Raw genomic sequence first — 19,808 nt, forward strand, 5'->3', positions numbered from 1 at the left:
CCCGCATGAGCGCACGCGATCCGGCCTACGCCAGCCAGCACGAGCGCCTGCTGGCGCTGCTGCCCAGCCTGTGGCGTCCGCAGCACGACGAGGGCGGCCTGCTCGCCGACTGGCTGGCCGCAGTGGCCGCAGCCCAGGGCGAAGCCGCTGCCGAACTTCAGAACGTTCTGCGCGCGCACTGGTGGGACACCGCGGACGCCGCACTGTGGGCGCGCCACTACCAGGCCGACCGCCGGGAACGCGGCCTGCCTGCCGCCAACGTGCGCGAGCCGCGCGACCGCGCCGAACTGCAGCGCTACCCCTGGGTCCGCGACCTCGCCCGCATCGGCGCGCTGCTCGATCTGCCGCCCTGGCAGGAGCCCGCCAGCCTGCGCGAGAACGTCGAAGAATACCGCCAGCGCCTGCCCGACATCGTCGACGCCTGGCGGCTCGGGCTCACCACCCCCGATGCGCTGCAACGCCTGGTCGATGCCGCCCTGCCCGAGGACATGGCGGCGCCGCTCGCCCGCCAGCGCAGCCGCTTCGCACTGGAGGAACCGGTGGTCGTGCTGCGCCGGGTGCGCGCGCTGACCGCTCCGCCCACGGTTCAGCAAGGCGACCGCATCGCCCCGCTCGCACGCTGGCGGCTCGACGCCCCGACGACCCCCGGCTTCGTCCTCGCCGGCATTGCCGCCGACCCGCCCTGCGCCGCCACGGCAACGCCGATGATCGAGCGCTACACCCCCGGCACCCACCCGGTCGGCATCGGCCTGGCATGGACGGGCACACTGGCGCCCGACCAGGCACTACGCCTGACGCCCACCCGGCGCGGCTGGCTGGCGCGCGACGCCCACCTGTTCGCCAGCGCAGCGGAATCGGCCGCCAACGCCGGCCGCGACCCCTCGGCCAACGGCCCCTGGCAACAGGCCGCCAGCCTGCCCGCAGGGCGCATCCTCAGCCTCTCGGCCGCCCCTGACGGCAGCCTGTGGGCGCGCCAGCGCACGCAACAGACCTGGCGCGTACAACGCTTCAACGGCAGCAGCTTCACGGCGATCGAGGCCGACGCACCCGACGGCCCCTACCTTGCCCTGTGCTGCGCCGGCGACTCGGCCTGGCTGGGCACCGATGCCGGCCTGTTCCGCTGTCGGCTGTGGCCGCAAGCCGGCGGCCTGCGCTGGCAGGCCGTCGACGGCATCGACGGCGCCGTGCGCGCGCTGGCCACGCATGGATCGACGCTTTACGCCGGCGGCGCGGACGGTCTGAGCGTGCTCGATCTGGAACAGCCCGGAGAGCACCCGGCGATCGAACGCCGCCATGTCGGTCTCGACATCCACACCTTCCTCATCGACCACGACCGCGAGCTGGTCGCCACCGCCGACGCGCTCTTCATGTTCCGCCAGGGACGGTGCTGGCGCTACGAAGGCGCGGCAGTCTCCGAGCACCTGCCCGACTGGCAGGCCGAGCCTGCCGCAGCCGCCGGCCTGCACAGCCCCTTGCCGCCGCTCGACATACTGGCGGCGACGGCCGACGGCAGCCTGTGGCTGGGCGGCGCCGAGGGCCTGGCGCGCTGGCATGTCGCCGACGGCGAAGGGACGCGGCTGGAGGCCTTCCCCGAGCTGATCGGCGCGGTGCGCAGCCTGGTGGTGGACGAACGCGGCATGCTGTGGATCGCCGCCGACAACGGCCTGTTCCGCTACGACGGACGCGACCTCGCACGCCACGATACCGAAGCCGGCACCTGGCTGGCGGAGGGGCGAGCAGACACGGCCTACCCGAGCGACTTCACCAGCATGCCGCGCGGCCACTGGCGCTACGACCGCGACCAGGCGCGCTGGCTGCGCTGGGACGCCGTGCAGCGGCGCTTCGCCGACCCCGGGCTGGCTGACCGCCGCAACGCAGCCGTGGGCGCCGGGGCCGACGCGAACATCTCCGCCGTGCTGTTCACCCCGGGCGTGCGTGCCGAACTCGGCCAGTGGGATGCCGCCGCGGGCAGCTTCAGCGCACATGCGGAGGTGCCGCCGGCCGAACTGCGCCTGCGCATCAAGGCGGACGAACTGCGCGTGGTCGATGGCGTCGCGCCCCTGCTGCCGCCGCCCAGCGGCCGCAGCGACGAGCGCTGGCGCTACCTCCAACTAGCCACCGCCGCCGCGCCCCCCGCAGGAGACAGCCCATGGTGGTCGACCGAGGGCCAGTTGTTTCCCGCGCCGGCACGCAAGGCTGTGCTGCCGGGGCATTTTCGCAGCGCACCAACCTTCGTCGCCGACCCCGAGGGCGAAGGGCAATTCGACCACCTCGCCTTCACTTACCCGCCCTCGGCACGGCTGTGGGCGCTGCTGCCGGACGGCCCGGCGGTGGGCATCCGCATCCGACTGTGCCTGCCCGAGCCCGACGCCGCCGCCGACCCGGCGCTCATCGAGCGGGTGTGGAAGCTGGTCGAGCGCGCCCGCCCGGCCGGGGTGCCGCTGCAACTGATGGTCGAAGGCAGAATCGTCAAGGAGAGCACATCATGACCCTGGAACAAGCCAAGGCAATCGTCGACGGGCTTGGCGGCAAGGCGGCGGGCCACCTGATCCGGGCCGAAGACTGGAATGCGCTCGTCAGCGTGCTCGGCGCCTATGGCGCGCAGATCGAGGCCCTCGACACCGGGCTGCAGGACGTGCAGGCCGACGTCGCTGCACTGGCAACGGAGGTGCAGGCCGCGATCGCCGAGCTCGCAGCGCGCGTCGCGCCGCTCGAAGGCCTGGACGAAGTGGTCGCACGCATCGATGCCGAGACCGCCCCGCTGCGCGAGAACTACCTGCTCAGGGTGAGCACGACGAACGAACACTACCTCGTCGGCCAGGTCGCCGAACTGGTGTTCACCGCCACCGCGCTCGATGGCGGCCCGCTGCCGGAGCCACGGCCCTGGCTCGACATCGTCACCACCTGGGGCCGGCTGCGCGCCGTACCCGGCTTCATCGTGCGCGAGAACGCCGAGGAAAACGCGCTCGCGGTGCAGTTCAACAACGCCGGCCAGGTGCGGGTGCAATTGCGCTCGCACTTCACCAAGGGCATCACTGCCAGCACCGAAGCGGCCTTTGCCGGCGTGCTCCAGGCCCAGGCCGGCAACAGCGGCAAGACCGTGATGCGGGTGCTGCAGGAGGCCGCCTCGCCGCAGGACCCGGAAGCGCAGATGGCCTTCCGCTCGATCAGCACGATGTACGAAGGCAACCGCAGCGTGCGCGGCTTTGCCGATGCCTACATCGACCAGTACACCGGAGGGCGCATCATCGGCGGCATCAGCCTCAACCCGGGCGAATGGCGCCACTACCGCGCTACCGTGATGGCCTTCGCCAAGCCCGATGCCGTCGCCACCTCGCCTGACCCGACACGCGGCGTCGCCACCATTCAGGTCAATTTCCGCGAATGGATCCCGAACTGGTCCTTCGGCCACATCGACTGGGTGGATCCGGTGCTGCCCGACTGGTCGCGACTGCTCGACGTCCACATCCGCGTACCGGACCTTGTGCACCGCATGGTCAGCGAACTCGACAAGCGTGCGACCGATGCCGGCGTGCTCGGCCGCATCCGCGACATGAAGGCCCTGGAGAAGGCGGCCAATGTCATCAACCCGGGCAACGACACGCTGATGCAGCACGGCAAGGCGATGATGCAAGGCGCACTGCAGATGCAGTTCGCGACGGGCTTCGCCGACACCGGCGTGGCCGCTGGCTACGCCCGCCAGGCCGGCGTCACCCAGCAGGTCAGCCAGACCGCGAAGGCGGCGCAGGACACGGCACTGGATGCCGCCACTGCCAAGCAGGCGGTCACCGTGCTGGAGAACCGCGTCAAGGCCGCGGAACAGACCGGCAAGGAGATCAGCGCCGGACTGCGCTCGCTCGGCGACGGCATCAACAAGATCGACGTCGTCCAGGTAGCCGACCTTGGGTCGCGCCTGAACGCAATCAACGCCTCGCTCAGCGGCCTGGCGAGCAGGATCCGCTGAAGGCGAAGGGCCCGCCACCACGAACCGACGCCAAGGCCATGCCGATCGTACATCTGCAACCGAGCGATCTGTCTGCCGCGCAGGCGGCGCAGGTGCTCGACTTTCTGAACCGGGCAACGAGCCCTGCCCAGCTCGACCGCGACATCGAGTTTCCGGGCGAGCCCGACATCGGCGTGCGCTTGGGCCAGCGCCTGCTCGACGCGCGCGCGGCGCTCGGCGGCCGTTTCACCGACATCCTGCAGGTGCGCGCAATCCGCCTGATCGGGCCTGAACGCTTCACTGAGATCTGCGTCGCCGCGCTCGGGCTCGACCCGGTGCGCTGGGTGGCGCTGTTCTACGGCGGCGACCCACTCGCCCCCCAAGCCGAAACCGGGCTCGGCGTCAGCATCGAGGTGCTGCCGCAGACGGCATGGCTGGGCCAGCCGCGTACGCTGCGGGTGCGCGTGTGCGACCTCGGCGGCACGCCGCGCGCCGGCGTGCCGGTGGTGGTGCAGAGTGGTAGAGGTCATCTTGTGTACATGTACGGCTTCCGCCGTATCGAAGGCCAGGCGGTGACCGTGCTCAGCGGCGCTGACGGCACGGCCGAACTCGAGTTGCTCACCCCGCCCACCGAGCCCCTGTCCGAGAACCAGCAGGCGGCGCTCGAGCATGCACTCGCGCGCCTCGATGTGCACGCGCCGCACCCGCTCACCCTGGCGCCGGCACTGCGTGCGATCGCCGAGGAATACCTGCGCGACCGCAGCTACAGCTTGCGCAGCGCAATCGACCTCTACGTGCGCGACCACCGCCACGCCATGCTCGACAGCGTCAATCCCGGCCGCTGGCGTCTGGCCTGGCCGGCAGACAGCGCCTTGGTGCAGGCCGATGTGCTCGCCGACGAGGACAGCGGCACCAGCCTGGCGCGCGGCGTACGCACGCTGACCTGGATCAACTGGGTCGGCCCCTGGCTGAGCTTCATGGCCGAAGTGGTGGCCGACGGCGACGCATTGGGACGTGCCCTCGCCGATACCGCGAACACCCCCGAGGCTGACGGCCAGGCACTGGGGCGGCTGCTCAACCTTGGCCAGTCCTTCCTCGCGGGCAAGGCTGGGCGTACCGCGGAATGGCTGGGTCGTCAGCAGCTGACGCAGACGGTCGACCGCTTCCTCGGCAGCGGGGTGGACGCGCTGGCCCCGGCCGTACGCGACGATGTGGTGCGCCAGCTCGGCGTTGCCGCGAGCGGCGTCACGGCGCGCTCGCTTGGCAGCTTCACCTTCGCCGACACGGCACGCAACGCCCTCGACGCCCGCATCGATGCGGTCGCGCAGGACACGCTCACGCAGTTCGAACACCTGAGCGCGCTGGCCGTGGAGATCGACGGCAAGGCGGCCACGGTGAACCAGCAGATGCAGCAGATGCAGGCGCTTGCCGCAGGCGTGCATCAGGACCGCCTCGCCATCGATGCACGCTACGCCGACTTCGACAGCCGCTACACCCTTTTCGATAGCCGGCTCAACGCCTTCGACGCACAATACGGACAGTTCTCGACCGATATCGGCCGTTTCCGCGCCGATCTCGCCGGCTTCGACCAGAGCCGCGCCACCATCACCGAGCGCATCAACACGGTCGACCGCAACCTGAACACCGTGGTGAGCCTGAACAACCTGCGCCTGGGCGGGGGCTGAGATGAACTCGCCCGCACAGGCGCCCTTCGGCCTCTACCGTAGCGCGGCATTCAATGCAGCGACACGGCTGAGCGCCGGTAACTCGCTCACACTCGATCGTCCGCAGGCGATCGGTGGCGGTGCCTTCGTGTTCCGCCTTTCGCTGTGGCTACCGCTACCGCCGGCCTGTCGCGAAGCCCGCGCACTGCAGTTCGCCGACAGCCGGCTGGAACTGCGCTTCACACCGGGCGAGATGACGCTTGCCACCGACGACAGTCACTGGTTCTCGAGCACCGAGGACACGGAACGGACCCAGGCACGACTGAGCTTCGTCTGGCCGGCAACGGTCGTCCGCATCGACGGCCCGCATGCGGGTACTCAGTACGCCTTCGGCCTGCACCGTGCCGACGGCGAAGCGGTGAGCGCAGAGGCAAGCCAGCGCGGCAGGACCGGGCAGACACTGGCCCCCGCCTGGCAGGGCTCGCCGCTGGTGGTGCGCTTCGATGCCCCGGTGCCCTTGCAGGCCAGCGCAACGCTCAAGAAACCGGCCACCGCCAGACCCCGCACGCTGCCGCAGGCGCGTGCGCTCGGCGTCCCCGCCGCTGGCGGTCTCATCCAGTCTCATGACCATGGTCTGGTGGCGGCCCAGGCGGGGATCATCGAGCAGTTGCGGCGCAGCTCGCAGCTTGTCCCCAGCGTACGCATTGCCGCCCGCCCGACGAGCCCGCGCCTGCGGCTGGTGCTGGAGGAAGGCGGTAGCGAGCGTCTGTTGTGGCAGACGATCGCCGCCGGCGAGCACACCACTGCAGTGAGCCTGCCCACCGCCGAACTCGCCCAGGAATGGGCGGCCGCCCTCGAACAGATCATCGCCACCTGCAGCAAGCTGGCGCCCGGCGCCGGACTGCCCGGCCTGCGTCTGGACATCGAATCCGATGCCCCCTGCACGGTCAACGTGCTGCATGCGGCGCTCGCCCTCGACGCCGAATACGACCTGCTGGCCGACGGCCAGGCCATGGCCCCCGGTGCGCCGAGGCTGGTTTTCGACGGCAGCCGCCGCACCCGGCTGGCGCTCGAACTGCCCGCCCCACCTGCCGGCAACCGGCGCAGCCTGCAGCTCGGCGGGCGCATGCGCTGCGCGGACATGCCTGGCGTGGGGCCGGGCCGCGACGCAACCACGGCTGCTGCGCGCCAGGGCCTGCTGCTGGAGGAGGACCACCGCGTCGAAGGCCGCCTGGCGCTGCTCGCCCCGAGCCGCGTGGCCGGCCTGGTGCTGGGCTGGCATCCACTGTCGGCCCGACTGCGTGGCAGCCTGCGCGTACTGCCCGCTGACGCCCGACGCGGCACACCCGCCCTGCTCGCACAGGCTTTCGACTTCGACACCGATACGGCAGGCGTGCTGATGCTCGCCGTGCGCTGGCCGGCCCTGGACCTGCAGGCGCAGGCGCTGCGCATCGAGCTGGGGCTGCAGGAAGGGCGTGGCATCTGGCTGAGCGGCAGCGCCGGCGAGGACTGGCACATGCGCCGGGACGCAGGCGACCTCGATGGCAGGGCGCTCGCGCTGACGCTGGATGCCGCCTGGCTGGACGACGCCGCCGGAGACGGCACCACGGACGGCGGCGCCCCCGCGCCGTCCTTCCACCTTGGCAGCCAGTCGCTCACGGCAACGGACATGGCACAAGGGCGCTTCGCGCTGTCGGTCGCGCCACCGGCACTGGACGCCTGGCCGGGACAGCCGCTGTGCGTGGAATCGGGTATCGCCGCCGAAGTCGCGATCGAGAGCGCCGTCCTCAAGCTGCGCCTGGGCTGACAGCCCGAGCATTGCAGCCAGACGCGGCAGCGCCCAAGGCAGGCTCAGAACTCCACGAACAGATGCGACAGCCCGGCAGCGTCACCGATCGAGAAGCCCGATGCGCGCAGGCTGGCCTGGCGCGCAAACTCGAGGTCGGCCGGGTAGTCGGCATGCACGCGGTACAACAGTTCGCCGCAGGCAACCGGCTCGCCCAGCTTCTTCAGCAGATCCACCCCTGCGCCCTGCACTTTGGGCGCACCGGCCAGACGGGCGATGCGGGCGAGCTGCAGGTTGTCGATGCCGGTGACCACGCCGTCGGCATCGGCCGCCACCTCGAAGCTGAGGCGGGCGAGCGCCGGCGCGTTGTGGTCGAAGGGGCGCCCGCCCTGGGCTCGGATGATCGCGTCCATCTTGGCCAGCGCGCGGCCGGAATCGAGGATGTCGCGCGCGATCGCGAAGCCGTCGCCACCGCGCACGTCGGGGTCGAACTCGAGCATGCGCCCGGCCAGGCGCAGCGCCTTCTGGCGCAGGTCGTTGGGCGCACGCGGATCATTCTCAAGCACCCGCATCACGTCGCGCGCCTCCAGCACGGGCCCGATGCCGCTGCCGACCGGCTGGCGGCCGTCGGTGATGACGACGTCGATCACCAGATTCATGCGCGCAGCGACGAACTCGAACAGCTTGCGCAGCTTCTGCGCTTCGGGCATCGAGCGCACCTTGGCGGTCGGCCCCACCGGAATGTCGAGCACGAGATGAGTGGAGCCCGCCGCCACCTTCTTGGACAGGATGGAGGCCACCATCTGCCCGGGCGAGTCGATGGACAGCGGGCGCTCGACCGAGATCAGCACGTCGTCGGCTGGCGACAGGTGGGCGGTGCCGCCCCAGGCCAGGCAGCCGCGGTGCTCGCGCACGATGTCGGCGAGCGCATCGACCGGCAGCTCGACCCTGGCGAGCACCTCCATGGTGTCGGCGGTGCCGGCCGGCGAGGTGATCGCGCGCGACGAAGTCTTCGGGCACAGCATGCCGTGGGCGGCGACGATGGGCACCACCAGCATCGAGGTGCGATTGCCCGGGATGCCGCCGATGCAGTGCTTGTCCACGACCGGGCGCTCGCGCCAGTCCAAGCGCTGGCCGACCGCCGCCATCGCCTCGGTGAGGAAGTACACCTCCTCGCGGTCGAGTTCCCCCTGGTTGCTGGCGACGACGAAGGCGGTGAGTTCGATCTTGGAGTAGCGATGCTCGGCGATGTCGCGCACGATGGCGCGGAAGTCGTCGCGCCCCAGGCGCTCGCCCGCGATCTTGCGGTGCAGCGCGGGAATGGACGACGGCGGCTCGGCCTGCGCCACCATGGCCGGGTGGCCGTTATCCACACCGAGCTGGGCGAAGGCGTCGATCGACAGCCCGATCTCGTTGCAGCGCACGATGCGCGGGTCGTCCACCACGTTCAGCGTCGCCAGCACGCGCCGGCCATTGGCGCGCACCTCGACCTTGGCCAACGCCTGGAAGCCCTCGGCGCGATAGATCTCGCAGTCGCGATTGAGGTAGGCGACGTTCTCGCGATAGGTGTCGATGGCAACGCGCCGCAGGCTGAGCGGGAAAGCTTCCTCTGCGCCGCTTGCGGCCGGCCCTGGGGGCGGCAGTGCAGGAGTCGTCTTCATGACGACAAGACTACACCTGCTCATGCGGGCAGCGCAGCCCTGCCGTCGTCGGCGCGAGACACAGCGCACACCGCAAGCGAACAAGCTTGCCAAAGGTCAATATGGTCAAGGCCTTGGGAGCCTATGCTGTGACCTGAATCACATGCGCTTGCACGGAGGCCCGCCATGACAAACCGCAACATCTCCTTCATCGTCAAGGACCAGGCGCCCTTGATGATGCGACCTTCGGACACGGTGCAGACCGCTTGCCAGCAGATGTGCGAACGCCGTGTCGGCGCAGTGCTGGTGACCGATGCCCGCGCCCACCTGAAAGGCATCTTCACCGGTCGCGATGCGGTGCAGGTGCTGGCCCTGGACGCCAACGCCGCCCATGTGCATCTGTCCGAGGTGATGACGCCCAAGCCCGACACCATCGAACCGGAGCGCACCGCGATCGAGGCCCTGCGCATGATGTGCGACGGCGGCTACCGCCATGTGCCGGTGGTCAAGGACGGCAAGGTGGTGGGCATCGTCTCGCGCAGTGATTTCAAGGGGCTCGAGCTCGACCAGTTCGAGGACGAGCTCAGCCTGTGGGAGCGCATCTGCTGAGCGGCACGCTCAAGGATCGACCTGGAAGCGCAGGGTACCGATCATGCGATCGTCCGCAGTCAGCACACGCACCTGCCAGCGCCCTTCCGGGCGCTCCGGGAAGTTGAGCTTGCGCGTCCACGCCCGGTAGCCCTCGGCGCGCCCACCCTTGACCTCGAGTTCGATGCTGTCGACCTCGCGTCCCTCGTGCAGCCAGACGTGGCGTACGCGCTCGCTCAGGCCGAGGGGCGCATGGATGGCGGTGTAGGCGTACAGGCCGTGCTCGCGCAGCTGCGCCGCGCCGATGCGCTGCAATGCCAGCTCCGGGCTGCGCCCGACGGTGTCGAATGCCGTCGTCACCGCCACCTCGGTCAGCCTCAGCGTCGCTGGCGGCACCCACAAGCGGGCAAACCAGCCGGCCGCCCCCAGGCCCGCAAGCAGTACGAGCACGAGCAGCGGCCGCCACCAGCGCGGCAGCGTGATCAGGCCGGCCAGGGTCGGAAAGGACAGCAGCACCGCAATGCCGAGGGCCAGTTGGTAGCTGGCCATGGCCGGCAGGCGCAGGATCAGCGGCAGCGCGACCAGCAGCAGGGCGAACAGGGCAAAGGTGTGATAGCCGAGGAACAGCCAGCGTCGTGTCGCCAGCCTGCGGTAGTAGATGGGGTCGATGATCGCGACCAGCGCCGCCGCCGCCACCGCAATCGAGAACAGGGCCTGGCCACTGTTCCAGGACGTGCTGGCGGCAAAGAAGGGCAGCGCGAAGAACAGGCTTTCCTGGTGCGTGAATTGGGTCAGGTAGCGCAACAGCGCTGGCGGCGGGGCATGGCCGAAGCGCGTTGCAACGGCCTGGCTGAGCACGCGCTCGAGCACCAGCAACAGCCAGCCCGCCAGCATGGCGATCGCCATCACCCGGCCCACACCTTCATGGCGCTCGATCAGGGTGAAGCTGAGCACGCCCGACACGAAACCGAAGGCTGCGACCAGGCCAGGATGCCTGCGCACCCAGACCACCCAACGCAATACTCGACGCTTCAACACCGGCACTTGATCGCTGCGCGCTGCGGGCCCGCCGCTCAGCGCATCAGGTCGCGCAAGTCGGCGACCGCCTCGCGGCCGAAGTCGTCGTCGAGCAGGTAATCGACCAGGTGCATTGCGCACACCTCGGGCGCCACCAGCGCGCCGCTGCGCTGCAGGTCGACGAAGCGCTCGCGCTGCGGAAAGCGTTCAGCCGAGGCGGCGCGGATCTCCGCCTGCATGGCGGTGTCGAGCACACCCGGCGCCAGGCTGCAGATGCGCAGGCCCGGTATCGCCTCGGCCTGCACCGCCCGCGCGTGGTGGTCGAGCGCGGCCTTGCCGGCGCAGTAGACGCTCCAGCCCGCATACGGCTTGCGCGCCGCACCGCTCGAGACATGCACGATCCTGCGCTCGTGCGCCGCCGGACTGGCCGGCACCAGGGCCGCAGCCAGCATCAAGGGGGCAGCCACAGAAAGCGCGATGGCCCGGCCCACGGCTGCAGGCTCCTGCGCCGGCAACAACGCCATCGGTTGCAGGGTGCCGGCATTGTTGATCAACAGCACCAACGCTGCATCAGCGAGCCAGTCGTGCAAGGCGCCGCCGGCCAGCCAGGCAGCAAGCGCCGCGCTGTCGCCAAGGTCCAGGCTGCATTCACGCAGCTGCAGCGGATGCGCCGCAGCCAGCTCGGGGTTGCCCTGCCGCGACAGTCCCAGTACGTCGACGCCGCGCGCGAGCAGTTCGTCGGCCAGCGCAGCCCCCAGGCCGCGGCTGTGGCCGGTCACGATGGCCTTGGTCCTCATGTTCGCATCCCTTCCACAATCGCCCTCACCAGGGCAGGCGCTCACCAAGATAGCTGAAGAATGCCCCCGAGTCCTCTGCCCCCAGGCCGGACAGCACGCCGAGCAGGCGCTCGGCCGCCAGCCGCGGCGGCTGCACCTGCAGGCCGGCCTTGGCAAAGGGCGCCGACAGCCGGGTATCGACCGTACCCGGATGCAAGGCCACGCACAGCGCACCCGGATTGCGCCGGCGCAGCTCGACGGCAGCCGTGCGCACGAACTGGTTGAGCGCCGCCTTGGAGGCACGGTAGCCGTACCAGCCGCCGAGCCGGTTGTCGCCGATGCTGCCGACCTTGGCGGAGAGGGTCGCGAACACTGCGCGCCCGGTCGCCGGCAGCAAGGGCAGGAAGTGCTTCATCAGCAGCGCCGGGCCGATGGCGTTGACCGCAAAGGCATGGGCCAGGTGGACAGGATCGAGCTGGGCCAGGCTCTTTTCCGGGCGCATACCCTCGCCATGGAGGAAGCCGGTGGCGTCGAACACCAGCCTCGGTACGCCGCGCGCAGCCACATGCCCGGCACAGGCGGCGATGCTGGCTTCGTCGAGCAGGTCGAGCGCAGGCGTGCTGCTGCGGCCGAGGACCACGACCTCGGCGTAGGCCGGGTCGGCGCGCAGGCACTCGGCCACGGCAGCGCCGATGCCGCCGCTGCCGATGACGACGGCGAGCGCAGGACCGTCCGCCGCCGTCATCGCGCAGCCTGCGGCGACGCCTCGTCAGCGCTGTAGCGCACGCGCAGTTCGCGCTTGAGCAACTTGCCCGATGCGTTGCGCGGCATGTCATCGACGAAGAACACGCGCTTGGGCACCTTGAACGCTGCCAGACGGGCATGGACGTGGGCAACCAGCTCATCCGCGGTCGCCCGCGCACCCTGCTTCAGCGCCACCACCGCCGTCACTGCCTCGATCCAGCGCTCATCGGGCAGCCCGATCACCGCCACCTCGGCCACGGCCGGATGGGTGTAGAGGCACTCGTCGACCTCGCGGCTCGCCACCACCACGCCACCGGTCTTGATGATGTCCTTGATGCGGTCGGTGATGTAGAGATAGCCCGCCTCGTCCATGTAGCCGACATCACCGGAACGGAACCAGCCGTCCTTGAAGCTGGCCGCGGTCTCGTCCGGCTTGCCCCAGTAGCCGCTCATGAGCTGCGGCGAGCGGTGAACGATCTCGCCCATCTCGCCGGCCGGCACATCGTTCAGGTCGGTGTCGACGATGCGCGTCTCGACGTTGAAGATCGGCCGTCCGGCAGAGGCCGGGCGCTCGGCATGCTCCTCGGGGCGCAGCACCGTGGCCAGCGGCGCGATCTCGCTCTGGCCGTAGCAGTTGTAGAGCTTGAGCGCCGGCAGCTTGGCTGCCAGTTCGTGCACGACCGGCACTGGCATGATCGAGGCGCCGTAATAGCCCTTCTGCAGCGAGGCCAGGTGTGCCGGATCGAAGGCCGGGTGGCGCAGGAAGGCGATCCACACCGTCGGCGGCGCGAAGAAGGAGGTGACGCCTTCCTGCGCGATGAGCTCGAAGCAGCGCTCGGGCTGCGGTGCCTGGATCAGCAGCGTGGTGGCGCCCACCAGCAGCTGCGGCATCAGGAACACGTGCATCTGCGCCGAGTGATACAGCGGCAGCGCGGCCAGCGAGCAGTCCTCGCCGCGGATGTCGGTCGCCAGCAGCGTGCTGGTGTACTCGGCCAGCAGGGCACGGTGGCTCATCATCGCGCCCTTGGGCGCGGCGGTGGTGCCGGAGGTATAGAGCAGCTGGGCGATGCTCTCCTCGTCGAGCTCGAGTTCCGGCGCAATGTCGTCGCCCCCGGCCTGGGCCCAGGAGAGGATGTCGCGGTCCTGCCCGCCCTGCAGCGTGCCGCGCCACTCGCAGGACAGCGTGGGGCCCAGCGCCTCGACGTGGGTCGCCATGTCGGCGTCACAGAACAGCGCGCGCGCGCCGGACTGCGCGACGATGTAGTGCAGTTCGGCATCGAGCAGGGCGTAGTTGATCGGCACGTGGATCAGGCCGGCCTTGGCGCAGCCCAGCCACAGCAGCACGTAGGCGTCCGAGTTGCGGCCATAGGCGGCGACGCGGTCGCCAGCCTTGAGGCCCAGCGCCAGCAGGCGGTTGGCGACACGGTTGGCAGCGCGCTCGAGCTGGGCGTAGCGCCAGCTGCGGCCCTCGAAGCGCAGCGCCTCGCGCTCGGGGTTACGGCGTACCGAGCGCGCGAAGGCGTCGCCGATCAGATTGCGCCCGGCACGGCGGACATCGGCGGGAATGGCTGTGTGGTGTGCTGCGGTCATGCTCATGTCCTCATTCAGTGCTTGCGGGGTGCCCGCAGGCACCCCCATCGTACGCGGGCAAGCGGGCTTACTTGGCCGCCATGCGGATCGCGCCGTCCAGGCGGATGACCTCGCCGTTGAGCATCGGGTTCTCGCAGATCGACTTCACCAGCTGCGCATACTCGCTGGAGCGGCCCAGGCGCGAGGGGAAAGGCACCATCTGGCCGAGCGAATCCTGCACCTGCTGCGGCAGGCCGCGCAGCATCGGCGTCTCGAAGATGCCGGGGGCGATGCTCATGACGCGGATGCCATAGCGTGCCAGCTCGCGCGCGATCGGCAAGGTCATGCCGACCACGCCGGCCTTGGAGGCCGAGTAGGTCGCCTGGCCGATCTGGCCGTCGAAGGCGGCGACCGAGGCGGTGGTGACGATCACGCCGCGCTCGCCCTCCGCGTTCGGCGCGGCCTTGCTCATGGCGTCGGCGGCGAGGCGGATCGGGTTGAAGGTGCCGACGAGGTTGATCGTCACCCCGCGCACGAAGCTGTCCAGGCGGTGCGGGCCTTCCTTGCCCACCACCTTCTCGCCCGGTGCCACCCCGGCGCAGCACACCAGACCGTGCAGGCCGCCGAAGCCCTTCACCGCGGCATCGACCGCTGCCTGCGTCGACGCCTCGTCGGTGACGTCGGTACGCACGAAGCAGGCCGCCGCGCCGAGTTCGGCCGCCAGCACCCTGCCCGCCTCGTCGTTGAGGTCGGCAAGTACCACCTTGCCGCCACCTTCGACCACCATGCGCGCGGTGGCCGCACCCAGGCCCGAGGCGCCGCCGGTAATCAGGAATACCGAGTCTGCGATCTTCATTGCGTGTGCTCCTTGTGTCTCAGATGCGTTCGATGACGGTGGCGGTGGCCATGCCGTGGCCGATGCACATGACCTGCAGGCCGAAGCGGCCGTCGCGCTGTTCGAGGCCGGCGAGCATCTTGGCCATCAGGCCGGCGCCCGTTCCGCCCAGCGGGTGGCCGTGGGCGATGGCGCCGCCCCAGGGGTTGAAGCGGTCCATGTCGGGCGCGAACTCGCGCACGAAGCACAGCGCCACGCTGGCGAAGGCCTCGTTGACCTCGATCCAGTCCATGTCGTGGATCGACAGCCCGGCCATCTCCAGCGCGCGGCGCGCCGCCGGGACCACCCCGGTGAGCTGCATCACCGGGTCGGAGCCGACCGCGACGCGGGCGCGGAAGCGCGCGCGCGGCCGGATGCCCAGCGCCTCGGCCGCCTCGCGCCGGCCGACCAGCACCGCGGCCGCGCCGTCGGACATCTGGCTGGCGTTGGCCGCGGTCACGCCGCCCTCGCCCGGCTGGCGGAACACAGGCTGCATCGCGCGCATGCGCTCGACGTCGATCACCGCGCGGATGCCTTCGTCGTGCGCCAGCGTGATCGCGCCGCCCTCCTTGTCCACACCCGCCACCGGCAGGATCTCGGCGTGTACGCCGGCCGCACGCGCAGCCTCGGCGCGGCGGTGGCTTTCGATCGCGTAATCGTCCATCTCGGCGCGCGAGATCTGCCACTGGTCGGCGATGCGTTCGGCGCTCTCGACCTGGTGCGGGATGGCGAAGCGCGCGAGGATCTTCGGATGCAGATTGTCGAAGCCGCGGAAGTCGCCCTGCCCCAGGGTCAGGTCGAGGAACATCGGCACGCGGCTCATGCTCTCGACACCGCAGCCGATGGCGAACGCGAGGTCGCCCGCGGCCACCGCCTGCGAAGCGGCATGGGTGGCGAACTGGCTGGAGCCGCACATGCGGTTCATCGACACGCCCGGCACCTCGGCCGGCAGGCCGGCGATCAACAGCGCCTGGCGGGCGATGTTGGCGCCCTGCTCGCCGGCCTGGCTGACGCAGCCGGCCAGCACGTCGCCAACCTTTTCGGCTGGAAGTCCGATGCGCGCCAGCACGCCGCCGATGGCGGTGGCAAGAAGTGCGTCCGGGCGGGTCTCGCGCAACGCACCGCCGCGGCGGCCGAAGGGGGTGCGGACGGCGCCCAGGATGAGCGCTTCGTTCGGATTGGAGGGGGTGCTTGGGGTCATTGCTGGGTCCTCAGGTTCAGGCCCGCTGCAGTTCGCGGGCAATGATGTTGCGCTGGATCTCGCTGGTGCCTTCGTAGATCTGCAGCACCTTGGCGTCGCGGAAGAGCTTTTCCACCGGGTATTCGGTCGAGTAGCCCATGCCGCCGAAAATCTGCACGGCCTCGGTCGCCGCCCACATCGCCGCATCGGCAGCGAAGGCCTTGGCGATGGAAGCCTCGATGGTGTTCGGCCTGCCCTGGTCGAGCAGCCAGGCCGACTGGTAGGTGAGCAGGCGCGCAGCCTCGAGCTTCATGCGCATCTCGGCCAGCTTGTGCGCCACCGCCTGGTGGTCGACCAGGCGCTTGCCCATGCTGTTGCGCTGGGTGGCGTAGGCGAGCGATTCGTCGAGGCCGCGTTCGATGAGGCCAACGCCAAAGGCCGCAACCATCGGCCGCGAGTGGTCGAACACCGTCATCGCCAGCGCGAAGCCGCTGCCCTCCTCGCCCAGGCGGTGGTCATCAGGCACGAACACCTGGTCGAGAAAGACCTCGCAGGTGGGCGCGCAGCGCTGGCCAAGCTTGCCCAGGGGTTCGCCGATGGCCATGCCCTGGCTGCCACGCGGCACGATGAAGGCGGTCATGCCGCGGTGGCCGGCATCCGGCGCGGTCTTGGCGAAGACGACGAGGAATTCGGCGAGGTTGGCGTTGGAGATCCAGATCTTGCTGCCGCTCAGGCGGTAGCCGCCGTCCACGCGCTCGGCACGGGTGCGGATGCCGGCAACGTCGGAGCCAGCGCCAGGCTCGGTCATGGCGAAGCTCGCCAGCGCCCCCTTGGCCGCTGCACCCAGGTAGCGCTCGCGCTGCATCTCGCTGCCGGCGATCACGATCGGCTCGGTGGCCAGTGCATTCACGCACAGCGCGGTGCCGATGCCCAGGCAGCCACGGCAGAAGGCTTCGGTGACGAGCACCAGCTCGAGGCAACCGAGGCCGCCGCCACCCACCGCTTCGGGCAGGTTGATGCCCAGCAGGCCGAGCTCCTGCGCACGCTGGTGCACCTCGAAGGGGAAAGTCTTGCCGAGGTCGGCCTCGGCGGCGCGCGGGGCGATCTCGCGTTCGGCAAAGCGGCGCGCCAGATCGCTAATCTCGCGCTGCTCTGCGTTCAACTGGAAGTCCATGATGTCTCCTTGCAAAACCGTCGTCCGATAGCGACGGCGTAATCCAATGTCCGGCCTGCCCGGGCGCAGCGCGGTACCGCAGGAGCGGCGCAAGCCGCGAGCTTTTTGTCATCCCACCCAAGCCCCGTCGTCTTCAACCCCTCGCGGCTTGCGCCGCTCCTACAGGGGGTGATGGACGCCTTGCGGCACCGTAGGAGCGGCGCCAGCCGCGAGCTTTTCCGGCTGGCCGAAACGTGCCGGCCGCCGCTCACAGAAGGCACGTACGCCCTCGGCGAAGTCCGCCGTCGCCGACATGGCGAGAAAGCTCGCCTTCTCGGCGGCAAGCGCGCTCGCCAGGTCGGTGGCCAGGCCCTCGCGCAACAGGCGCTTGACGCCGGCCTGGGCCGCCGCCGGCCCGTCGGCCAGCCGGCGCGCCAGCGCCCGTCCAGCCTCAGCGAGCTGCGCCGCTGGCACCACCTCGGCCACCAGGCCGATGTCCTTGGCCTGCGCGGCGTCGATCTGCGGGTTGAGCAGCGCGATCGCCAGGGCACGCTGCAGACCGACGCGGCGCGGCAGGTGCCAGCTCGCACCGCCGTCGGGCGTGGTGCCGATGGCGCCGTAGGCAAGCACGAAGCGCGCATCGTCGGCCGCCACCAGCAGGTCGCAGGCCATCGCCAGCGACATGCCGAAGCCCGCCGCGGAGCCACCCACCAGGCCCACCACCGGGCAGGGCAGCCGCGTCAGGCCGGCAACGGCCTCGTGCACCGCGTCGATGAGCTGGCCGATCTCCTCGGCGCACACCGCCAGCGACTGGCCGAGCAGGATGTCGAAACGGCGCACGTCGCCGCCGACCATGAAGTGCGCGCCGCTGCTGCGCAGCACGACCACCCGCGGTGGTTCGGCCGCCAGCGACCTGACCGCATCGCGCAGCGCGAGCCCCATGGGCAGGTCCAGACTGTTGCGCGCGGCCGGGCGGTCCAGGCTGATGCAGGCAATGCCATCCTCGCGCTCCAGACGAACGCAGGCGGCTTGATCGTGTTCAGGCATGGGCAGCCTCGCCCCGGTACATGGCCTCGATCACGTCGGCGTAGGTCTTATAGATGCTGGAACGGCGCACCTTCATCGTCGCCGTCACCTCGCCGTCGTCGTGGTCCAGCTCCTTGGTCAGCAGGTGGAAGCGGCGGATGTGCGAAACCTGCGCAAGCTGGGCATTGCCGCGCGCGATCTCGGCGTCGATCAGCGCGCGTACCTCCGGGTGCTCGACCAGCGAGCGGAAGTGGGTGAAGAGGATCTGGCGGCCCTCGGCCCACTTCGCCACCGTCTCGTAGTCGATCTGGATCAACGCGGAGACGAACTTGCGCCCGTCGGCGACGACGATGCACTCCTTGATGTAGGGGCTGGCCTTCATCGTCTTCTCGATCTCGGACGGCGTCAGGTTCTTGCCGCCGGCGGTGATCATGATGTCCTTGAGGCGATCGACGATGTAGAGCTGGCCGTCGCGCTCCTCGACCACGTCACCGGTGTGCAGCCAGCCGTCGCGAATGCTGTCGTCGGTCGCCTCCGGGTTCTTGTAGTAGCCGGCGAACACCATCTCGCCACGGACAAGCAGCTCGCCACGCTCGCCGATCCTGTGCTCGACGCCGAGGATGGGCGTACCGACCGAGCCGAAGCGGGCAGCATCCAGCGGTTGGCCGGTGATCATGCCGGTCGACTCCGTGAGGCCGTAGACCTCCACCAGCGGCACGCCCAGCGTACGGAAGAACTGCACCACCGCGGGCGGGATCGGCGCCGCGCCGGTCAGCGCCACCTTCGCCTTGCGCAGGCCGATGAAATTCTGCAAGGCACGCAGGATGATCCAGTACCAGAAGGCATGGGTGAGACGCTCGCCCGCCGTGCGCTGCGCGGCCGCCTTGTGCGCGAAGGGCGCGCAGGCGGCCATTGCACGGGCGAACAGCCAGCGCTGCAGCGCACCACTCTCCTGCATCTTGATGCTGATCGCCGAGTGCAGCTTCTCCCAGATGCGCGGCACGCCCAGGAACATCGTCGGCGCGATCTCGCGCAGGTCTTCCTGCACGGTGCGGATCGACTCGCCGAAGGCGACCGTGGAGCCGAGGTAGATCGGGCAGAAGGTGGTGAGCATCTGCTCGGCGACGTGGCACAGCGGCAGGTAGGACAGGTGGCTGGTATCCGCCGACAGCCCCAGGCGATCGGCGATGCCGGGCGCCACGCCGCGGATGTTGGCGTAGCTGATCATCGCGCCCTTGGGTTTGCCGGTGGAACCCGAGGTGTAGATCATCAGCGCGATGTCCTCGAGCCGCTGCGCGGCCAGCGTCTGCTCGACCAGGTGGCGGTGGGTGGCCTCGTACTCGACGCCGAGCGTCTCCAGGTCGGCGAAGGACAGGATGCGGTCGCGCACGCGCTCGTCGGCACTGCGCAGGCCCTTGGTCTCCATCACTACGATGGCGCGCAGGTGCGGCAGCTGGTCGAGCGCCTCGACGACCTTGTCGGTCTGCTCCTGGTCCTCGCACACCACCACCTCGACGTCGGCGTGGTTGAGCACGTAGGCCACCTCGGGCGACGGGCTGGTCGGATAGACGCCGACCGCGATGCCGCCGACCAGGCCGCAGCCCATCTGCGTCAGCACCCATTCGATACGGTTCTCGGCGATGACGCCGACGTGGCCGCCGGCGGACAGGCCAAGCGCACGCAGCCCCAGGCCGACGTGACTCGAACGGCGGTAGTAGTCGTCCCAGGTGATGCCCTGCCAGATGCCGAAATCCTTCTGGCGGATGGCGATGCGCGCCGGATGTTGCCGAGCCTGCTCGCGCAGCATCTGCGCCAGGGTCAGCATGGGTAGGGTGTTGTTCATGGCCA

Annotated in this window: 15 protein-coding genes; 5 read left to right on the forward strand and 10 right to left on the reverse strand. The window is 70.1% G+C overall.

Annotated features, from left to right (window positions below):
• Positions 1–5: 5 nt before the first annotated feature.
• Genes LQF09_RS16145 through LQF09_RS16160 form a run of 4 tightly spaced genes read left to right on the forward strand, consistent with a single transcriptional unit; the run spans position 6 to position 7,414 of the window.
• Positions 6–2,489, forward strand: a complete 2,484-nt coding sequence (locus LQF09_RS16145; RefSeq protein ID WP_270068427.1) for a hypothetical protein — start codon at positions 6–8, stop codon at positions 2,487–2,489.
• The gene (locus tag LQF09_RS16150) at positions 2,486–3,964 is read left to right on the forward strand and encodes a hypothetical protein (protein ID WP_270068428.1); all 1,479 of its coding nucleotides are present in this window, start codon (positions 2,486–2,488) and stop codon (positions 3,962–3,964) included. Before LQF09_RS16145 ends, LQF09_RS16150 begins: the two co-directional genes overlap by 4 nt.
• A 38-nt stretch (positions 3,965–4,002) precedes the next feature.
• The gene (locus LQF09_RS16155) at positions 4,003–5,628 is read left to right on the forward strand and encodes a hypothetical protein (RefSeq protein WP_270068429.1); all 1,626 of its coding nucleotides are present in this window, start codon (positions 4,003–4,005) and stop codon (positions 5,626–5,628) included.
• Position 5,629: 1 nt separating this feature from the next.
• Positions 5,630–7,414, forward strand: a complete 1,785-nt coding sequence (locus LQF09_RS16160) for a hypothetical protein (protein WP_270068430.1) — start codon at positions 5,630–5,632, stop codon at positions 7,412–7,414.
• Between the two features lie 44 nt (positions 7,415–7,458).
• Here LQF09_RS16160 and LQF09_RS16165 read toward each other — a convergent pair whose 3' ends face one another.
• The gene (locus LQF09_RS16165; protein ID WP_002925959.1) at positions 7,459–9,054 is read right to left on the reverse strand and encodes a thymidine phosphorylase family protein; all 1,596 of its coding nucleotides are present in this window, start codon (positions 9,052–9,054) and stop codon (positions 7,459–7,461) included.
• A gap of 165 nt (positions 9,055–9,219) precedes the next feature.
• On the opposite strand from LQF09_RS16165, the gene LQF09_RS16170 reads away from it, so the two are divergent.
• Complete coding sequence (locus LQF09_RS16170; protein WP_270068431.1) at positions 9,220–9,642, forward strand: CBS domain-containing protein; 423 nt, start codon at positions 9,220–9,222, stop codon at positions 9,640–9,642.
• 9 nt (positions 9,643–9,651) lie between these two features.
• On the opposite strand, the gene LQF09_RS16175 is transcribed toward LQF09_RS16170, so the two are convergent.
• The 9 genes from LQF09_RS16175 to LQF09_RS16215 form a co-directional block, all read right to left on the reverse strand.
• The gene (locus LQF09_RS16175) at positions 9,652–10,665 is read right to left on the reverse strand and encodes a DUF5924 family protein (RefSeq protein ID WP_270068432.1); all 1,014 of its coding nucleotides are present in this window, start codon (positions 10,663–10,665) and stop codon (positions 9,652–9,654) included.
• A 29-nt stretch (positions 10,666–10,694) separates the two neighbouring features.
• Positions 10,695–11,435, reverse strand: a complete 741-nt coding sequence (locus LQF09_RS16180; RefSeq protein ID WP_270068433.1) for an SDR family oxidoreductase — start codon at positions 11,433–11,435, stop codon at positions 10,695–10,697.
• 25 nt (positions 11,436–11,460) lie between these two features.
• Positions 11,461–12,159: an SDR family NAD(P)-dependent oxidoreductase gene (locus LQF09_RS16185; protein ID WP_270068434.1), complete on the reverse strand. Its 699-nt coding sequence runs from the start codon at positions 12,157–12,159 to the stop codon at positions 11,461–11,463.
• Complete coding sequence (locus LQF09_RS16190) at positions 12,156–13,754, reverse strand: acyl-CoA synthetase (protein ID WP_270068435.1); 1,599 nt, start codon at positions 13,752–13,754, stop codon at positions 12,156–12,158. Before LQF09_RS16190 ends, LQF09_RS16185 begins: the two co-directional genes overlap by 4 nt.
• A gap of 61 nt (positions 13,755–13,815) precedes the next feature.
• Entirely contained in the window at positions 13,816–14,583 is a 768-nt protein-coding gene (locus tag LQF09_RS16195) for a 3-hydroxyacyl-CoA dehydrogenase (protein WP_270068436.1), read from the reverse strand.
• Positions 14,584–14,602: 19 nt separating this feature from the next.
• Positions 14,603–15,802, reverse strand: a complete 1,200-nt coding sequence (locus LQF09_RS16200; RefSeq protein ID WP_270068437.1) for a thiolase family protein — start codon at positions 15,800–15,802, stop codon at positions 14,603–14,605.
• Positions 15,803–15,818: 16 nt separating this feature from the next.
• Positions 15,819–16,955: an acyl-CoA dehydrogenase family protein gene (locus LQF09_RS16205; protein ID WP_270068438.1), complete on the reverse strand. Its 1,137-nt coding sequence runs from the start codon at positions 16,953–16,955 to the stop codon at positions 15,819–15,821.
• A gap of 159 nt (positions 16,956–17,114) precedes the next feature.
• Positions 17,115–17,981, reverse strand: coding sequence for an enoyl-CoA hydratase/isomerase family protein (locus LQF09_RS16210; protein WP_270068439.1), 867 nt, complete (start codon positions 17,979–17,981; stop codon positions 17,115–17,117).
• Positions 17,974–19,803, reverse strand: coding sequence for an AMP-dependent synthetase/ligase (locus tag LQF09_RS16215; RefSeq protein ID WP_270068440.1), 1,830 nt, complete (start codon positions 19,801–19,803; stop codon positions 17,974–17,976). The genes LQF09_RS16210 and LQF09_RS16215 overlap by 8 nt, the downstream gene beginning before the upstream one ends.
• Between the last annotated feature and the right edge of the window lie 5 nt (positions 19,804–19,808).

This window comes from Thauera sp. WB-2 (genome assembly GCF_027594845.1).
Lineage (GTDB): Bacteria > Pseudomonadota > Gammaproteobacteria > Burkholderiales > Rhodocyclaceae > Thauera > Thauera mechernichensis.